We start from the raw sequence: 16,322 nt of genomic DNA on the forward strand, positions 1-16,322 counted from the left end.
TCCCCCCTCCTCCTCCTCGCCTCCCCCTCCCACCACCCCTGGCTTCATCTCCGTGAAATCGACGCAAGCAGCGCGTCGAGCATCGAATCCACGGAGATGAAGCTCCGGTCGAAGGCGCGCGGGGGCGCTGTGGGCGCGGGGGCGCTGTGGGCGCGGGGTGTCAGTCGAGGGCGGCGCGCGCGGCGGCGACGGCCGCGGGAGTGGCCGAGTAGCCGTGCTCGGCCGCGGGGAACGTTCCGGCTCGCACCTCGGCGGCATACGCCGCGACACCGTCGGCCATCACCGTTCCGGCGTCGGCGAAGCGCTTGACGAACACCGCTGTGCGCCCCTCGGTCAGGCCGACGAGGTCGTGCATGACGAGCACCTGCCCATCGGCGCGCCCCGCGCCGATGCCGATCACCGGGATGTGCAGGGCGGGGAGCACCGCGTCGACGACCTCCGCCGGCACGGCCTCGATCACGAGCACGCTCGCTCCCGCGTCCTGCACGGCGAGCGCCTCGCGGGCGAAGCGCTCCGCGCTGTCGGCGGTGCGCCCCTGTGCGCGGAGCCCCCCGAGCGCCACCGCGGTCTGCGGGGTGAGCCCGACGTGGCCGACGACCACGACCCCCGCGTCGGCGATCGCCCGGATGCGCGCGAGCCGCGCCGGGCCGCCGCCCTCGAGTTTCACCGCGTCGGCGCCGGCCTCTTTCACGAAGCGCACCGCGGTCGCGACCGCCTGCTCGTCGGAGACCTCCGTCGAGCCGAACGGCACATCGGCCACGACGAAGGCCGAGCGGATGCCGCGGCGCACGGCCGCCGCGAGCATGAGCATCTCGTCGACGGTCACCGCCGCGGTCGACGCGTGCCCGAGCACGACCTGCGCGCCCGAGTCGCCGACGAGCACCATGTCGACCTCGGCGCGCTCCGCGATGCGGGCGGTCGCGTGATCGTACGCGGTGACCATCACGATGGGCTCGCGCTGCGCCTTCATCTCGGCGAGGCGGTGCAGGGTGACGTGGGCGCGCATCAGGCACCTCCGGGGGTGAGCAGGGCGTTGTCGATGAGGCGGGTGTCGCCGAGGCGCACGGCGAGGGCGACGAGGGCCGGGCCCTCGATCATCGCCACCGACTCGAACGAGTCTGGGTGGACGATCGCGACGTATTCGACCGCCGTGTCGGCTGCCTCGAGCACGTCGCGGGCGATCGCCACGAGCACAGTGGAATCACGGATGCCGCGGGCGACGGCATCCGTCACCGCGTCGAGCGCCCGCGGAACGGCGACGGCGCGTGCGCGCTCCTCGGCGCTGAGGCGCACATTGCGGCTCGAGCGGGCGAGGCCGTCGACGTCGCGCGAGGTCGGGCACACGCGCAGAGCGACCGGTACGCCCAGGTCGGCGACCATCCGCCTCACGACCGCAACCTGCTGGGCGTCCTTCGCCCCGAAGTAGGCGGTGTCGGGGAGAGCGGCCAGGAGCAGCTTCAGCACGACGGTCGCCACGCCGTCGAAGTGGGCTCGCCCGCGCTGCGCGCCCTCGAGCGACTCGGTGAGGACTCCCGACACGCTCACCGTCGAGGCGAACCCGCGCGGATACATCTCGGCGGCCGTCGGCGCGAACACGATGTCGACGCCCGCCTCGGCCGCACGGGCGACATCGGCCTCTTCGGTGCGGGGGTATGCCGCGAGGTCGGTCGGCTCGTCGAACTGGGTCGGATTCACGAAGATCGACATCACGACGGTGCCCGACTCGGCGCGGGCTGCGCGCACGAGCGAGAGGTGCCCTTCGTGGAGTGCGCCCATCGTCGGCACGAGGCCGACGCCGTCGTCGCGGCGCCCGGCCAGGGCGGCGCGCAGTTCAGCGATCGAGCGGACGACCTTCACCGTGCACCTCCCCCGGTCTCCGCTGCATGATCCGCGGCACGACGCCCGGCCGCCGCACGCGTCGCGAGGTCGGTGGTCGCGGCTGTGAGCGCGTCGAACAGACCGAGCCGGTCGGGCATGCGCTCGGCAACGGCGGCGCGCTGACGGCTCACGGTCTCGACATCGCCGCGGGCGACCGGGCCGGTGAGCGCCCGCTCGGCGCCCTCTGACTCCCACGCGTCGACTGCCGCGCGCACGAGCGGCGCGAGCATCGCGCGGTCGACGCCCGCGGTCGACGCGAGGTCGGCCGCGAAGCCCTCGACCGTGACGAGGAAGTTCGCCGCGACCGATGCCGCAGCGTGGTACGCCGCGCGGTCGTGGTCTGCGACTTCGAAGGGCCGCATCCCGAGAGCGGCGACGAGCGCGAGTGCCGTCTCGCGGGCGCGGCGACTCGACGCCGCGATCGCCGCAGGTGCGCCTTCGAACGCAGCACCGCGCTCGGTCACGGTGAGGAGGGGATGGATGCTGAAGGACTCGTGACGACCGAGCGCGTCGAGGCCCGTTGCCCCCGAGAGATGGCCGACGAGCGGTGCGGGCGCGACGGCCTCGGCAGCCGCGGCGATCTCGGAGTCGGGCACCGCCAGCAGCACGACCGCCGCGTCGTCCGCTGCCGCGCCGCGCCCGAGAGGACCGACCACGGCGACTCCCGCAGCGTGCAGCGCAGTGACCAGTGCGCGCCCCATGCGCCCATCGCCGACGACGGCGACCGGGGCGACCAGGGCCTCGACGGCGCGCGCGGGAGCGGCGTCGCGATCGCGCATCGTTGTCGCCTCTCGTCAGCGGCATTGTGAACCGCGCACAAAAATACCCTGTCGCAGGCTCAGAACCCGCATCGAGGGGATCGCCCGACGGGGCGGGGCCCGGTTGTTCCGCCCCGGGCGCATCGCCCACGGCCGAGCGGTGGATCGCGTCAGCCGCGCAGCGGTCCGGTGGATCCGCGCACGCGGAGCGACGGCGTCGAGTCGAGGAAGGCTCCGGGTTCGGCGCCGTCGACCACGGCGAACAGCCGCCGCGCCACATGCGATCCGAAGGCGACCACGTCATGGCTGAGCGCCGTGAGGCTCGGCAGGGTGTGCTCGCACAGCACCGAGTCGTCCCACGCGATCATCGAGAGGTCACCCGGAACATCGAGCCCGAGTTCGTGGGCGACGGTGAGCCCGGCCATCGCCATCACGTCGTTGTCGTAGATGAGCGCCGTCGGCGGCTCAGCCCCGGTGAGGGCCGCTCGGGTGCACTCGGCCCCCTGCTGCGGCGTGTAGTCGGTGCGGACCAGTTCGCCGTGGATGCCCAGCGCCCGGGTCTCGTCGGCGAATGCGGCGTCGCGGATGGACGTGTGCGCGAGCGCAGCCAGCCCGGCGACGCGCGCGATGCGCCGATGCCCCAGGTCGGCGAGGTAGCGCACGGCCGAGCGCATCGACTCGGCGTCGTCGGTCCAGACCGAGGTCAGACCGCCCGCGAGGCTCGGATCTCCGACCACGACGGTCGGCAGCGCACCCGGCTGCGTCGCGAGCGCGACCCGCGGGTCCTCGACGTGCAGGTCGACCAGGATGATCCCGTCGACGCTGCGGGAGTTGCGCCACTTCGCGAGCTTCGCGAGCTCCGCCTCGACCGAGGGCACCACCTGCAGCAGGAGCCCGTAACCCCGGATCGACATCTCGAGTTCGAGCCCCGCGAAGAACCGCATGTAGAACGACTCGACTCCGAGGTTGTGCGGATCGCGTGCGAGAACGAGCCCGAAGGTCTCGGTCTTCGCCTCGGCGAGCGACCGTGCCGCCGATGACGGCGCCCAGCCCATCTCGTCGGCCACTTGCAGCACACGCGCCCGCGTCTGATCCGAGACGCCCTTGCGGCCGTTCAGCGCGAACGACACCGCGCTGATAGATACACCGGCGCGAGCCGCGATGTCGTTGATCGTCACGCGCCCGCTCGGGCGCCGGTGCGCGGTGCTCACCCCTGAACACTAGCCCCGCGACGCAGCGAGGAGGGTCAGGCGGTGGCGATGAACAGGCGGCCCGCGCCACGCACCTCGAGGGTCGCGGCATCCGTCACGAAGACGCTCTCGCCGCGCTCGAGCGAGCGCGTGCCTTCCGGGCCCGTGATCCTGAACTCCCCCTCGACGACGATCCCGATCGCGGGTGAGCCGGTCTCGATGCGGGCGTCGGCGCTGACGTCGAGCAGCTCGAAGGCGACATCGGCACCCGAGGCCAGCGATCGCGGGCGGTACGAGACCACGGAGTCGGCCACAGGAACGGGAGCGAGGTGCGGCGGCTCGCCGCCGGTGAAGTCGAGCACGCGACCGAGCTCACCGGTGTCGACGTGCTTGGGCGTGAGGCCGCCGCGCAGTACGTTGTCGCTCGGCCCCATGAGCTCCATCCCGGTTCCGCGCAGGTACGCATGCACGTTGCCCGCCGGGAGCCACAGCGACTCGCCCGCCGCGAGGGTCACGTGATTGAGCATGAGCGCGGCGGCGACACCGGGGTCACCGGGGTAGCCGGCCGCCAGCCGGCCGGGGAGTTCGAAGCGGTCAGGATGCTGCGCAGCGATCTGGGTCACCGAGGCGATGAGCGCCTCGACATCGGCGCCGCCGTCGAGCAGCCACACGAACGCCGCACGGATCCCGTCATCTCCGGCCAGCAGCGCCCGCCAGCGGGCGAACGGAGCTTCGTCGAGACCGGCGTCCGTCGCCGCGGCGGAGAGCGCGTCGACCTCGGCGATGGTCTCATCGACCGGCCGAAAGCCGCAAAGCGCCTCGAAGCCGTCTTCGAGCGCCACGATCAGCTCGGGCTTGGAATACGGGTCCTTGTAGTTGCGCTCCCGCGCATCGATGGGTATGCCCTCGGCGTTCTCGCGCGCGAACCCCTCGAGCGCCTGCTCCGGCGTCGGGTGCGCCTGCAGCGAAAGCGGCGACACAGCGGAGAGCACCTTCAGGAGGTACGGCACACGGCCGGCGCCCGACCGCTCCCACTCCGCGAGGTCGGTCCATCCCGCGGCACCGGTCACCGCGCGGCTCGGCGCCGACGGGTGAGCACCCAGCCAGAGCTCGGCCTCGGGGGCATCGGGAGCCGGCCGGCCCAGCACACGGGAGATCCCTCCCGGCGTGCCCCAGGCATAGTCACGGATGTCGCCTTCGATCGTCACGAGCGTCGCAGTCATCGCGTCGATCCTCCCATGAACGGATGCCCGGATACCCGCATGCGGGCCCGATGTCATCGAGCGGTCACCGCGCCGCCACGGAGATGAGGCTGTGCAGCGGATGAGCCTCGCCGAGGCGCTGCAGGGCCGCAGCCCCGTCGAGTCCGGTGCCGACCGGCGGTTCGATGTGGGCTCCGGGGACGGCCTCGAGCATCAGCTCGGCGAAGCGATCGCGGATGAGCGCCGAGCGGAATACGCCGCCGATCGCGCTGACGACCGGCGCCTCGCGCTCCTCGTCATCGGGACCGGCGACGCGGTGCAGCGCCGTCGCAGCGGAGTGCGACAGCTCGCGCGCTGCGCGCAGGCAGATGGACGCGGCGACGGTGTCCTCCGCGGCGAGCGCGGCGACGTGCTCGGCGAACGAGGCGATCACCGACACGCGGGCGGGGTCGGACTGCAGCTGCACGTACGCCGTCTCGGGGTCGGGCCAGCGCTCGCGCAGCATGTCGAGCAGTCGCGTCTCGGCTCCACGGCCGTCGTACGCGCGCATCGCGGCATCCAGGCCCTCGCGACCGATCCAGTAGCCGCTTCCGGCGTCGCCCATGAGATTGCCCCAGCCGTCGACGCGCGCGACCGCGGTGCGGCCGACGCCGAGCGTCACCACGCCGGTGCCGGCGGCGACCACCGCGCCACGCGCGTCGCCGAGCGTGCCGAGGAACGACGTGACCGAGTCGTGCGTCAGCAGCACGCGTCGCGCACCCAGATCGGCCAGCATCGACAGCAGCGCGCTGGCATCCGCCTCACGCGAGGTGAGGCCCGACACCCCGGTCGACACGACGTCGAACGCGTCGCCGGTCTCCTGCGCGACGGCGCGCGCCACCGAGGCGAGCTGGGGCAGCAGCGGCTCGTTGGTGCGCACTCCCGGCAGCACCCGCTCCAGCGCTGTCTGCCCACCGCGCTCGATGCGCACCTTCATACCGGTCTGACCGGCATCGATCGCCAGCGCCGCCGCAGCGCCTCGGGGGACTGTCATCGAGCTTCCTCATTCCAAGCGGAGTACTGCTGCGCCATGTAGTGGCCCGCGGGCTTTCCATAGGGACAGTAGTCGTCATTCGCCGTGGCATCCGCGACCGCATACAAGTCTGCGGGCCAATCCCAGAGCATCAGACCACGCACCCAGTCCCGGCTGCGGCACGCCTCGAACATCGTCCGGTAGTAGCGCAGCTGCTCGGCGCCCGACGGGGCGCCCGGCAGGCTCCAGTCGTTCGGCAGGTCGGGCGAGCCCTCGCGCGACGGGCATCCCGCCTCCATGAAGAAGAACGGCTTGCCCGAGGCCCGCACGACAGGCTCTATCCGGTCGAGCTGCTCGTGGAACTGCTCGATCGGGTAGTACCCGCTCGACGAGATGACGTCGACCGCGTCCCACCACGTGACGCGGTCCTCCTGGTACTTGTCGCAGTTGTACGTGATGGGTCCGGAGTACACCTCGCGCACGTCGGCGATCAGACGCCGCCAGTGCGCCTCCTGCGCGTCCGCGCGCACCATCTCGCAGCCGATGCAGAGCATCTCGCAGCCCTCGGCCTCGGCGATGCGCGCGGCGTGCAGGATGAACGCCCGGTAGGCCTCGAACCACTGCGTCCAGCTCGGCTCGTTCGGCACGTCCCAGTCGAAGAAGCCGATGAAGGCGCGCCAGGTTCCGTCGGCGACGTTCACCACCGGCTTCAGGCACACCCTCATGCCGCGGGCGTGCGCGGCGCGGATCGCCCACACGATCTCGTCGTCGGTGACCGTCGGCTCCTGGTCGAACGGGATCTCCGTCGAGAACGCGGTGGCCTGCAGCGCCGAATACGCGAGCGCCGTCCAGGTCACCGCGTGCTCGGCCATGCGATCGAGGGATGCCTCGGCCGCGGGCGTCGCCCACGTGCCGCGGGTGCCGACCCAGCCCCACGTCATGCCGCACACCGGCCGGGCGAGGAGCGTCGCGGCGTCGGCCGCGAGCACGCTCACGCGCTCACCAGCTGGTTGCCCGATCGCAGTACGGTCGGCGCCGCGAAGGCCTCGGCTTCCGCGAGCGCGCCGCGCACGCGGAAGGTGTGCGACTCCCCCGGAAGCAGCGTCACCAGTGCCGAGTCGACGCGGGCGTCGGCGGAGACCTTGTCGACGAGCAGGGTGAGGTCGCGGACGAGCACCGCGGCCGTGACCGTCACGTCGACGCCGTCCTCGGTCGGCGCAGCCGACACCGTCACCTGCTGCGGGGCGAGCGCGCTCTCACGCGGTTCGGCGAAGAACCACACACCGCGCGAGCCGGCGGCGTCGGCGACGACGACCTCGGATGCTGCGTCGTCGGCTCCCGCGACTGCTGCCTCGAGCGCCACGACGGCGCTCCCGAACGGCGCGATCTCGACGGATGCCCGCTGCTCGGCGAGCACCGTGCCGTCGAACCGGCGACGGGTGATGACGAGCTCCGTCGCCCAGCTCTCGCGGGTGTCGTTCGCGACGATCGCCGAGAGCCCCTGCTCGAGCGGCTGCACGGTCACCGCCCGAGGGGCGAAGCTGTTCTTCAGCGCAAAGTAGAGCGGCTTCTCGCGGGCCTCGCCGTCGATCGCCGCCCAGGAGGTGACCGGCCAGCAGTCATTGAGCTGCCACACCACCGCGCCCGCGGTGAACGGGGCGTGAGCGCGGAACCAGTCCAGGGCCGCCGCGACGGCGTTCGCCTGGTTCAGCTGCATCGCCCAGTGCCACGTCTCCATGTCTTCGGGGATGCGGTAGTGCTTCACGAGGCCGCGGCTGAGCTTGACGTTGCCCTCCATCGCCTTCTGGTGCACGACCATTCCGGGCGATTCGGGCGTCAGCGGCGAGTCGCTGATCGACCGCGTGAGGGTGGTCCATGCGGGCGGGCCCTGCCAGCCGAACTCCGCGACGAAGCGCGGGCGGTACGCGCGGTAGGTCGTCCAGTCCTCGCGATTCCACTGCTCCCAGAGGTGCATGGTGCCGTGGGCCTCGTCGTTCGGGTGCGGCCCGGTCTGAGCAGTGCCGTCCCACGAGCCGCCAGGGCTGAATGGGCTCCCCGGCGCGTACGGCACGTGCGACGCGATCTCGCCGACGACGCCCGGCAGCAGGTCGTAGTAGTAGTACGCACCCCAGGTCTTTCCGTCGAGCAGCTCCTGCCAGCCCCAGTCCTCGTAGCCCCACAGGTTCTCGTTGTTGCCCGTGAGCAGTGCGAGCGAGGGGTGGTGCGCGATGCGCGAGACGTTCTCGCGTGCCTCCGCCTCGATCTCGGAGCGCAGCGGCTCCTCTTCGGCGTATGCGGCGCACGCGAAGAGGAAGTCCTGCCAGGTGAGGAGTCCGAGCTCGTCGCACAGGTCGTAGAAGTCATCGCTCTCGTAGATGCCGCCGCCCCAGACGCGGATGAGATTGAGGTTCGCGTCGCGAGCCTGGGTGAGCCGGTCGGCGTAGCGCGCGCGGTCGACCCGCACCGGCAGCGCGTCGTCGGGGATCCAGTTGACGCCCTTGACGAAGACGGGCTCGCCGTTGACCACGAGCTGGAACGGACGCGACGCGTCGCCCTCGGCGCCGGTGTTCCACACGAGCTCGCGGAAGCCGACGCGGCGGGCGGCGGTGTCGATGCACTCATCGTCGACGTGGAGCGCGATCGCGACGTCGTACAGCGGCTGTGCGCCGTATCCCACCGGCCACCAGCGGTCCACCGCAGGCGCGTCGACGACGACGGATGCCGCGACCTCGTCGGCAGGGATGACGACTGCGGCGCGGACTCCCGCGACCTCGACGGAGACGTCGAGGTCGGCATCCGACGCTCGCTCGACGCGCACCTCGGTGCGCACGCGACCGCCGTCGTCGACCGGCTCCGCGACCACCCGCACCTCGGCGAGCCGGGCGAGCGACCACGACTCGAGCCGCACCGGCTTCCACAGGCCGCTCGTGAATGTCGCGATCCCCCAGTCCCACCCGAAGTTGCAGGCGGACTTGCGGATCGCCTCATACGGCAGCGGATACGGACGCTGGCGCACACCGAGCGCGACCGACTGCTCGTTCGCCGCGCGCACGGGGCTCCGGAACGCGACAGTGAGGCGGTTCTCGCCGGCGACGAGATGCGCACCCACGTCGAACCGGTACGAGCGGTGCTGGTTGGCGACCTCGGCGAGCAGCGCACCGTTCAGCGAGATCGCGGCGACGGTGTCGACGCCGTCGAAGACGAGGTCGTGGCGGGCAGCGCCGGCCAGTTCGTCTGCAGCGACCTCGAACGTCGTCTCATACGTCCAGTCGACGAGCCCGATCCACGCGAGCGCCGCCTCGTTGTCGTCGAGGTACGGGTCGGGGATGAGGCCGGCGGCCAGCAGGTCGGTGTGGACGACACCCGGGACGACGGCGGGCACGGTGAGCCCGGCGATGTCATCGGGAGCCGGGCCGGATGCCGCCGACAGCGTCCACCCTTCGCTGAGCGCGCGACGGGTGATCGGACCGGCGAGGGTCTGGGGGTGGCTCACTTGACTGCTCCTGCGACGAGGCCCTTGTAGATCCAGCGCTGCAGAAGCAGGAATGCGATCACGGTGGGGATGATGACGACGATCGTTCCGGCGGCGATGACCTCCCACTGCGCACCGAACGGTCCCTTGAACCGGAAGAGCGCGGTCGAGATCATCCCCTCGGAGGGAAGGTAGAGGAAGGGTGCGTAGAACTCGTTGTACACGGCGATGCCCTTGATGATCACGACGGTCGCGATCGCGGGCTTGAGCAGCGGCAGGATGATCCGCCAGTAGATCGTCCACCGGTTGGCGCCGTCGATCATCGCGGCCTCGTCGAGCGAGACCGGGATCGACTGCATGAACTGGATGAACAGGTAGATCGCGATGATGTCCGTGCCCATGAAGAGCAGGATCAGTGCCGCCTTGGTGTCGTAGAGCCCGAGTCCGTTGATGATCTGGAACGTCGCGACCTGGCTCGTGACGCTGGGGATCAGCGTCGCGACGAGGAACAGTCCGACGACGAGCTTCTTGCCGCGGAAAGTGAATCTGTCGATCGCGTAGGCGGCCATCGTGCCCAGCGCGATCGTTCCGACGAGCGAGATCACCAGCACGACCGTGGTGTTGACGAAGCCCTCGAGCATGTCGCCCTGCGTGAACGCCGTGACGAAGTTGTCGAAGTTGAACCAGTTCTCGGGCGGGGCGAACGGCCCCGTCTGCCCGTACTCCTGCGATGTCTTGAGGCTCGCGAACAGCACGACCGACAGCGGCAGCAGTGTCAGGATGGCACCCAGGATCAGGCTGACGTACTTGGCGGTGGATGCGCTCATGCTGCGCACGCGCATCATCGGAGTGCGAGCGGAACGGTGCCGGGGCGCAGAGCTGCGCGGTCCAGCGGTCTGAAGCGGCGCGGTGGTCATGTCAGGTCCACTTTCTCGTCGGGGAAGACTCTCCGCTGGATCCAGGTCACGACCAGCACGATCACCAGCAGCACGACCGCCATCGCCGAGGCGAGGCCGACCTGCCGGAAGTTGAACGCGGTCTGGAGCGTCTGGATCACGAAGGTCGCGCTGCCGTTCGCGCCGCCGGTCATGATGAACGGGATCTCGAACACGTTGAGGCTTCCCGCGATGGCGAGGATGAACGAGAGACCCACCACCCTCCGGATGCCGGGGAAGATGATCGCCCGGAACTGCTGGAAGCGATTGGCGCCGTCGAGGTCTGCAGCCTCGTAGAGCTCCGAGGGGATGGACTGGATCGCGCCGAGGAACAGCACGAAGTTCAGGCCCGTGTACCGCCAGACCGATGTCGCGGCCAGGCTCCAGTTGACGACGTCCGGGTCACCGAGCCAGTGGGGCGTGTCGGCGACCCCGAACCACCCCAGCACCGTGTCGAGGGTGCCGCCGGGCTGGAACAGGTAGAGGAACACGAACCCGATCGCCACGCCGTTGATCAGGTAGGGGAAGAACAGCACGCCGCGGAAGAAGTTCGAGAACCGCGTGCTGAAGCTGAGGATCGTCGCGAAGTAGAGCGCTATGGCCATCTGCACGAACGACGCCGCGAAGTAGTAGAGGCTGACGAAGAACACGCCGAAGACGCGCGGGTTCGTGAACACCTCGACGTAGTTGGCGACCCCGACGTACTCCTTGGTGAGGTCGAGCCCGTCCCAGTCGGTGAAGCTGTACCACATGAGGTTCACCGCCGGCCAGTAGGTGAACACGAGGAGCAGCCCGACCGAGCCGATCAGGAACAGCCAGGGCGTGAGCCGGCGGCGCAGCGCCGACCCCGGGGCGGATGCCCGCGGCCCGCCGGAGGTCCCGCGGGAGAACCCGCGGAACCTCCGGGAGCGCACGGTGCTCGAGAGAACGGCGGGAGCGCCCGCAGGCGCGGTTCCCGGTGCCGTGAGTGCCATGCTTCCGTCGTCCTCTCGCCGTCAACCGGCCAGCTGCTCGCTGGATGCACCCCAGCGTTCGTTGAGCTCGTCGAAGTACGACTGCTTGTCGCCGTCAGCCGCGCCGCGGGCGATGTCGATCATCGCCTGCCGGTACAGCGGGCCCCACAGATCGATCTGCGAGTCGTTGGAGATATCGCTGAGCAGGCTCTCCTTGCCGGCGGGTGCCGGGTTCGTCTCCATCAGTTCGACGCCCTCCTCGGTGAAACCGGCCAGGTTGTCGGGCAGCGGCTTCGCCGACACCGTCGAGACCATTCCCTGCGTCTCGGTGAAGCCCGAATCCTCCAGCAGCCACTGGATGAAGGCCCAGGCCGCGGCCTTGTGCTCGGAGTGCTTGCTGACGCCGAGGTTGTAGTCGCCGCCGATGATCGCGTACTGCTTCCCGTCGAGGTTCGACGGGAACGCCATGTACCCGATGTCGTCTGCGGATGCGCCGTTGTCCTCGGCCGCCGCCTGCATCTGCGAGATCGCCCACGACCCGAGGATCATGGTGCCGATCTTGCCGGTGCCGAGGTCGACCTTCGACTGCTCCCAGTTCGTCGTCAGCGGGTCCTCTTCGGTGAGGCCGGCCTCGACGGCGTCATAGAACACCGAGTCGATCGCGTAGATGTCGGTGCCCTCCGTCCACGGCGCCGTGTTCTCGGCCATGTTGATGCCGGCATCGGGGTCGTTCGTGATGGCGCCGAGGCTGCCCATGCCCTGCGTGAGCGGCCACCCGTCCTTGTAGTTCGTGTAGAGGGGGATGGCGTCGGTGTTGTCGCGGATCTGCTCGAGCGCGGCGAGGAACTCCTCCTCGTTCTTGGGCAGCTCGGTGATGCCGGCCTCCTCGAACACCGCCTTGTTGTACAGCACGCCGTTGGCGTTCCCGCCGATGGCCAGACCGTACTGCGTGCCGTCGTAGGTGTGGGTGGTGAGGAACCGGTAGGTGTCCTGGAAGTCCGCCGTCTCGCCGAGCGGCTCGAGGAACTGCTCGAACTGGCTGGGCTGCATCGTCGGGATTCCGATGACGTCGCCGTAGTTCGTGGTGCTCAGGCGGGTCTTCATCTCGCCCTCGTAGTCGGTGATCCCCTCGAACGTCACCGTGACGTCGGGGTAGACCGACTGGAACTCCTTCGCGTACTCGTCGAATGTCCCGTCCGCGATCAGATCGGTCCGCCAGGTGATGACTTTGATGTCGCCGCTCGGCTCGCCGTCGATCGCATTGGCGCTGTCGTCGCCGGTCGACGAGCCGCCGCCTGCGCAGGACGTCAGCACGATCGTCGCCGCAGCGAGTCCGACAAGGCCGACCATTGCCTTGCGAGTGCTCATGTGATTACTCCCTTGTATCCCAGGTGCCCGACTTCGCCGGCGGGATCCGTCCCACCCTCGGGCGATGACAGCGTAGGACAAAAGCGCTTGAGTTGTAAAGCGCTTTATGCAATTCTGTCCTTCGTTGTCCTCTCGCAGTCGACTACTCTCTGATCATCCTGATCAGGATTTTCTTCGGCTGCCGCGAACCGGATGACGACGGATGTCGCGCCGAATGTCGCCTGTGCCCACCGATGGCATCGGCGAATCGACGCACGGGAGAGGTGCCATGTCGGTTCAGCAGCGGGCGACGCTCGACGACGTCGCGCGTCTGGCGGGAGTGAGTCCGAAGACGGTCTCGCGGGTGTACGCGCAGCGCGAGAAGGTCTCGCCCGACACCGCCGAGCGCGTGCTCTCCGCCGCCAAGCGGCTGCGCTTCCGTCCGAACTCCCTCGCTCGGAGCCTCCGGCGCGGCGGCGTCTCGACGACCGTCGGGTTCATCATGGGCGAGCTGCGCAACCCGTTCTACTACACCGTCGCCTCCGGCATCGAGAAGGCTCTCGCCGCCCAGGGGTTCACCCTCATCGTCGCCACGACGGACGACTCGGTCGAAGGCGAGGAGCGCGTCGCCGACACGCTCCTCGCACAGCGCGTCGGCGCGCTGCTGCTGATTCCGGTCAGCGACGACCAGTCCTATCTCGACGGCGAGCGGCAGCTCGGCACTCCCGTGATCGCCATCGACCGGCCGGCGCGCAATCTGGTCGCCGATGCGATCGTGCTCGAGAACCGTCGCGGCGCGGTCGAGGCGACGACGGCACTCATCGCCGGCGGTCACCGCCGCATCGCGTACGTGTGCAATCCCGCCTCCGTCTACACGCAGACCGAGCGTGTGCGCGGGTATCGCGAGGCGCTGATCGCGGGCGGGATCGACCCTGATCCGCGGTGGGAACGACTGCTCGATGACCCGACGGCTCCGGCCGATGCCGTCATCCGGGAGCTGCTCGACCAGCCCGACCCGCCGACGGCGATCATCGCTGGCAACAACCGCGTGTGCGTCGGCGCGCTCCGAGCGCTCCGCGACCTCGCGTCCCCGCCCGCGCTCATCGGCTTCGACGACTTCGAGACGGCCGATGTGCTGGGCGTCACCGTCGTCGGCCACGACCCGGCAGAGATGGGGCGTCGCGCCGCGCTCCTCGCCATCGAGCGCATGGCCGACCCCACGGCGTTCACCACCCAGATCGAGCTTCCCACCCGCCTGATCCCGCGTGGATCCGGCGAGCGCCCACCAGCAACGGAGACCGCATGACAACGACCGACGTCATCCAGCTCGAAGCCGACGGCCTCAGTGTCGTCCTCGACCCGCGCGGCGCCGGGCTGCCGACCGTGCTCCACTGGGGTGCATCCGTCGGCCGCCTCGATGCGGCGGCCCTCGGCGCACTCGCCGATGCGGTCGGTCGGCAGTCGGCTCCCGGCACGCTCGACGCCCCCTGGCAGGTGTCGCTCGCCCCCGCCGAGTCCGATGCCTGGAGCGGACGCCCGGGCCTCCAGCTGCGGCGCGCGGGCGTGCAGCTGCATGTGCGGTGGACGCGGGTCGAGATCGAGGCGTCGGATGCCGCATGCACCGTCACCGCGATGGACGAGGCGACCGGACTCGTCGGCACCTGGCGTCTCGCGATCGAACGCGGCGTGCTGTGGGCCGAGGGCTCGCTCTCCCACGGCGGCGCGGCGGGCTCGCCGCCGATCGAGGTCGAGTGGTTCGAGCTGACGATGCCTGTCCCGTCGAGTACCGACCACCTGCTCGCTTTCGACGGACGCTGGACGCGGGAGAAGCGCCCCGTCATCATCGGCATGCCCGCCGGCTCGACCGTGCGCCAGTCGCGCCGGGGCCGCCCGGGGCACGACGCCCCGACGTTCTTCCTCGCCTCGGAGGGTGCGCCGACCTGGCGCGCCGGACGCACCTGGGGCGTGCACGCCGCCTGGCCCTCCGACGTCACCTACCGCGTCGACCGCGTCACCGACTCCGTCACCCTCCTCGGCGCCGGCGAGATGCTGCGCCCGGGCGAAGTCGTCCTGGCTCCGGGAGATGTGTACTCCACGCCGCGCATCGCATTCGTGCACACCGAGGAGGGTCTCGACGGCATCGCCGCCCGCTTCCACACCTGGCTGCGCGGGCGGGCGCAGCATCCGTCGTCTCCTCGTCCTCTCACCCTCAACACCTGGGAGGCGGTCTACTTCGACCACGACCCGGCCCGCGTGACGGCACTCGCCGATCTGGCAGCGGAGCTCGGCATCGAGCGCTTCGTGCTCGACGACGGCTGGTTCGCGGCTCGTCGCGACGACACCACTGGACTCGGCGACTGGACCGTCGACCGCACCGTGTGGCCCGACGGCCTCGCACCGCTCGCCGCCCGCGTTCACGATCTGGGCATGCAGTTCGGTCTGTGGTTCGAGCCCGAGATGATCAGCGTCGACTCCGATCTCTACCGCGCCCACCCCGACTGGCTGCTGCACGATCCACGCCACCTCGAGCACGACGCGGGCCTGTCGTGGCGCACCCAGTACGTGCTCGACCTCGCGCAGCCGGGCGCCTTCGCACACGTGCTCGGCCAGATGGATGCCCTCGTGACCGAGCTCGGCATCGACTACATCAAATGGGACCACAACCGCGATCTCGTCGAGTCGGTCCACGACGGGCGCCCGGGCGTGCACGGCCATACTCTCGCGACACTCGAGCTCATGCGTGCGCTGAAGCTGCGGCATCCGTCGCTCGAGATCGAGTCGTGCTCGAGCGGCGGTGCGCGCACCGATCTCGGCGTTCTCGAGGTGACCGACCGCGTGTGGGCGAGCGACTCCAACGACCCCGTCGAGCGTCAGGACATCCAGAAGTGGACCGGCCTGCTGCTTCCGCCCGAACTGGTCGGCGCCCACGTCGGCCCCGGCGAGTCGCACAGCTCCGGCCGCGTGACGCCGCTGTCGTACCGCATGGCGACGAGCCTGATGGGCTCGGCCGGCTTCGAATGGGACATCCTCACCTGCACCGACGACGAGTCCGCCACGATCAGCGCGTTCGCGCAGCTGTACCGCGAGCTGCGCCCCATCGTCCACCGCGGCGTCACAGTGCATCCCGAGCTGCGCGACCCGTCCTGGCGGGTCACCGGCTTCATCGCGCCAGAGCGCGACGCGGCAGTCGTCGTCGTCGCGACGATCGCCTCACTCGAAGACGCCCGCCCCGAGCGACTGCGCATCCCCGGACTCGACCCGGGCGCCACCTACCGGGTGCGCGTGCGCCGCGAGGTCGGCGAGGCAGCCCACGGCTGGATCACCCCGCCCTGGTTCACCTCCGCGGTCGAGCTCCCCGGCTCGGTGCTCGAGCAGGTGGGGCTGCAGCTGCCGACGCTCTGGCCCGTCCAGGCGTTCGTGCTCCACCTCGAGCGGGTGTGACCCGCGAACTCCGCGGTTCGCCTGATGAGGATCCGACCGCCTGACCGGCTCCGCCCCGATCGCGCCGTCACCGAGCACCACGCCGGGCGGGCGATAGTCTCTTTATCGCCCGCCCGGCGCCGTCGGGCCCCGTC

The 16,322-nt window shown here is 70.4% G+C and carries 13 protein-coding genes; 2 read left to right on the forward strand and 11 right to left on the reverse strand.

Features of this window, described 5'->3' with window-relative positions; translation table 11 throughout:
• Positions 1 to 160: 160 nt before the first annotated feature.
• The 11 genes from panB to JOD63_RS12280 all read right to left on the reverse strand — a co-directional run bounded on the left by panB (position 161) and on the right by JOD63_RS12280 (position 12,768).
• Positions 161 to 1,006, reverse strand: a complete 846-nt coding sequence (gene panB, locus JOD63_RS12230; RefSeq protein ID WP_045274210.1) for a 3-methyl-2-oxobutanoate hydroxymethyltransferase — start codon at positions 1,004 to 1,006, stop codon at positions 161 to 163.
• On the reverse strand, positions 1,006 to 1,857 hold the full coding sequence (panC, locus tag JOD63_RS12235) for a pantoate--beta-alanine ligase (RefSeq protein WP_045274209.1): 852 nt from the start codon (positions 1,855 to 1,857) through the stop codon (positions 1,006 to 1,008). The genes panB and panC overlap by 1 nt, the downstream gene beginning before the upstream one ends.
• Positions 1,854 to 2,657: a DUF2520 domain-containing protein gene (locus JOD63_RS12240; protein WP_045274208.1), complete on the reverse strand. Its 804-nt coding sequence runs from the start codon at positions 2,655 to 2,657 to the stop codon at positions 1,854 to 1,856. The genes panC and JOD63_RS12240 overlap by 4 nt, the downstream gene beginning before the upstream one ends.
• 149 nt (positions 2,658 to 2,806) lie before the next feature.
• A complete protein-coding gene (locus JOD63_RS12245) occupies positions 2,807 to 3,847 on the reverse strand; it encodes a LacI family DNA-binding transcriptional regulator (RefSeq protein ID WP_245617922.1) in 1,041 nt (346 codons plus the stop codon).
• 35 nt (positions 3,848 to 3,882) lie between these two features.
• The gene (gene manA / locus JOD63_RS12250) at positions 3,883 to 5,049 is read right to left on the reverse strand and encodes a mannose-6-phosphate isomerase, class I (protein WP_045274206.1); all 1,167 of its coding nucleotides are present in this window, start codon (positions 5,047 to 5,049) and stop codon (positions 3,883 to 3,885) included.
• 64 nt (positions 5,050 to 5,113) lie between these two features.
• Positions 5,114 to 6,061 carry an N-acetylglucosamine kinase gene (locus JOD63_RS12255; RefSeq protein WP_045274205.1) on the reverse strand — a complete coding sequence of 316 codons (948 nt, stop codon included), beginning with the start codon at positions 6,059 to 6,061 and terminating at the stop codon, positions 5,114 to 5,116.
• Entirely contained in the window at positions 6,058 to 7,035 is a 978-nt protein-coding gene (locus JOD63_RS12260; RefSeq protein ID WP_407665001.1) for a glycoside hydrolase family 113, read from the reverse strand. The genes JOD63_RS12255 and JOD63_RS12260 overlap by 4 nt, the downstream gene beginning before the upstream one ends.
• Positions 7,032 to 9,533 (reverse strand): glycoside hydrolase family 2 protein, encoded by a 2,502-nt coding sequence (locus JOD63_RS12265; RefSeq protein ID WP_245617921.1) that lies wholly within the window; start codon positions 9,531 to 9,533, stop codon positions 7,032 to 7,034. Before JOD63_RS12265 ends, JOD63_RS12260 begins: the two co-directional genes overlap by 4 nt.
• Positions 9,530 to 10,339: a carbohydrate ABC transporter permease gene (locus JOD63_RS12270; protein ID WP_245243929.1), complete on the reverse strand. Its 810-nt coding sequence runs from the start codon at positions 10,337 to 10,339 to the stop codon at positions 9,530 to 9,532. Before JOD63_RS12270 ends, JOD63_RS12265 begins: the two co-directional genes overlap by 4 nt.
• An 86-nt stretch (positions 10,340 to 10,425) precedes the next feature.
• On the reverse strand, positions 10,426 to 11,421 hold the full coding sequence (locus JOD63_RS12275) for a carbohydrate ABC transporter permease (RefSeq protein ID WP_045274203.1): 996 nt from the start codon (positions 11,419 to 11,421) through the stop codon (positions 10,426 to 10,428).
• A 21-nt stretch (positions 11,422 to 11,442) separates the two neighbouring features.
• On the reverse strand, positions 11,443 to 12,768 hold the full coding sequence (locus JOD63_RS12280) for an ABC transporter substrate-binding protein (protein ID WP_045274202.1): 1,326 nt from the start codon (positions 12,766 to 12,768) through the stop codon (positions 11,443 to 11,445).
• Positions 12,769 to 13,036: 268 nt separating this feature from the next.
• Between JOD63_RS12280 and JOD63_RS12285 the strand changes: the two genes are divergently transcribed.
• Complete coding sequence (locus JOD63_RS12285; RefSeq protein WP_045274212.1) at positions 13,037 to 14,053, forward strand: LacI family DNA-binding transcriptional regulator; 1,017 nt, start codon at positions 13,037 to 13,039, stop codon at positions 14,051 to 14,053.
• Positions 14,050 to 16,188, forward strand: a complete 2,139-nt coding sequence (locus JOD63_RS12290) for an alpha-galactosidase (RefSeq protein ID WP_045274201.1) — start codon at positions 14,050 to 14,052, stop codon at positions 16,186 to 16,188. Before JOD63_RS12285 ends, JOD63_RS12290 begins: the two co-directional genes overlap by 4 nt.
• Positions 16,189 to 16,322 lie beyond the last annotated feature (134 nt).

It is taken from the genome of Microbacterium terrae (assembly GCF_017831975.1).
In the GTDB taxonomy this organism is placed as follows: Bacteria; Actinomycetota; Actinomycetes; order Actinomycetales; family Microbacteriaceae; genus Microbacterium; species Microbacterium terrae.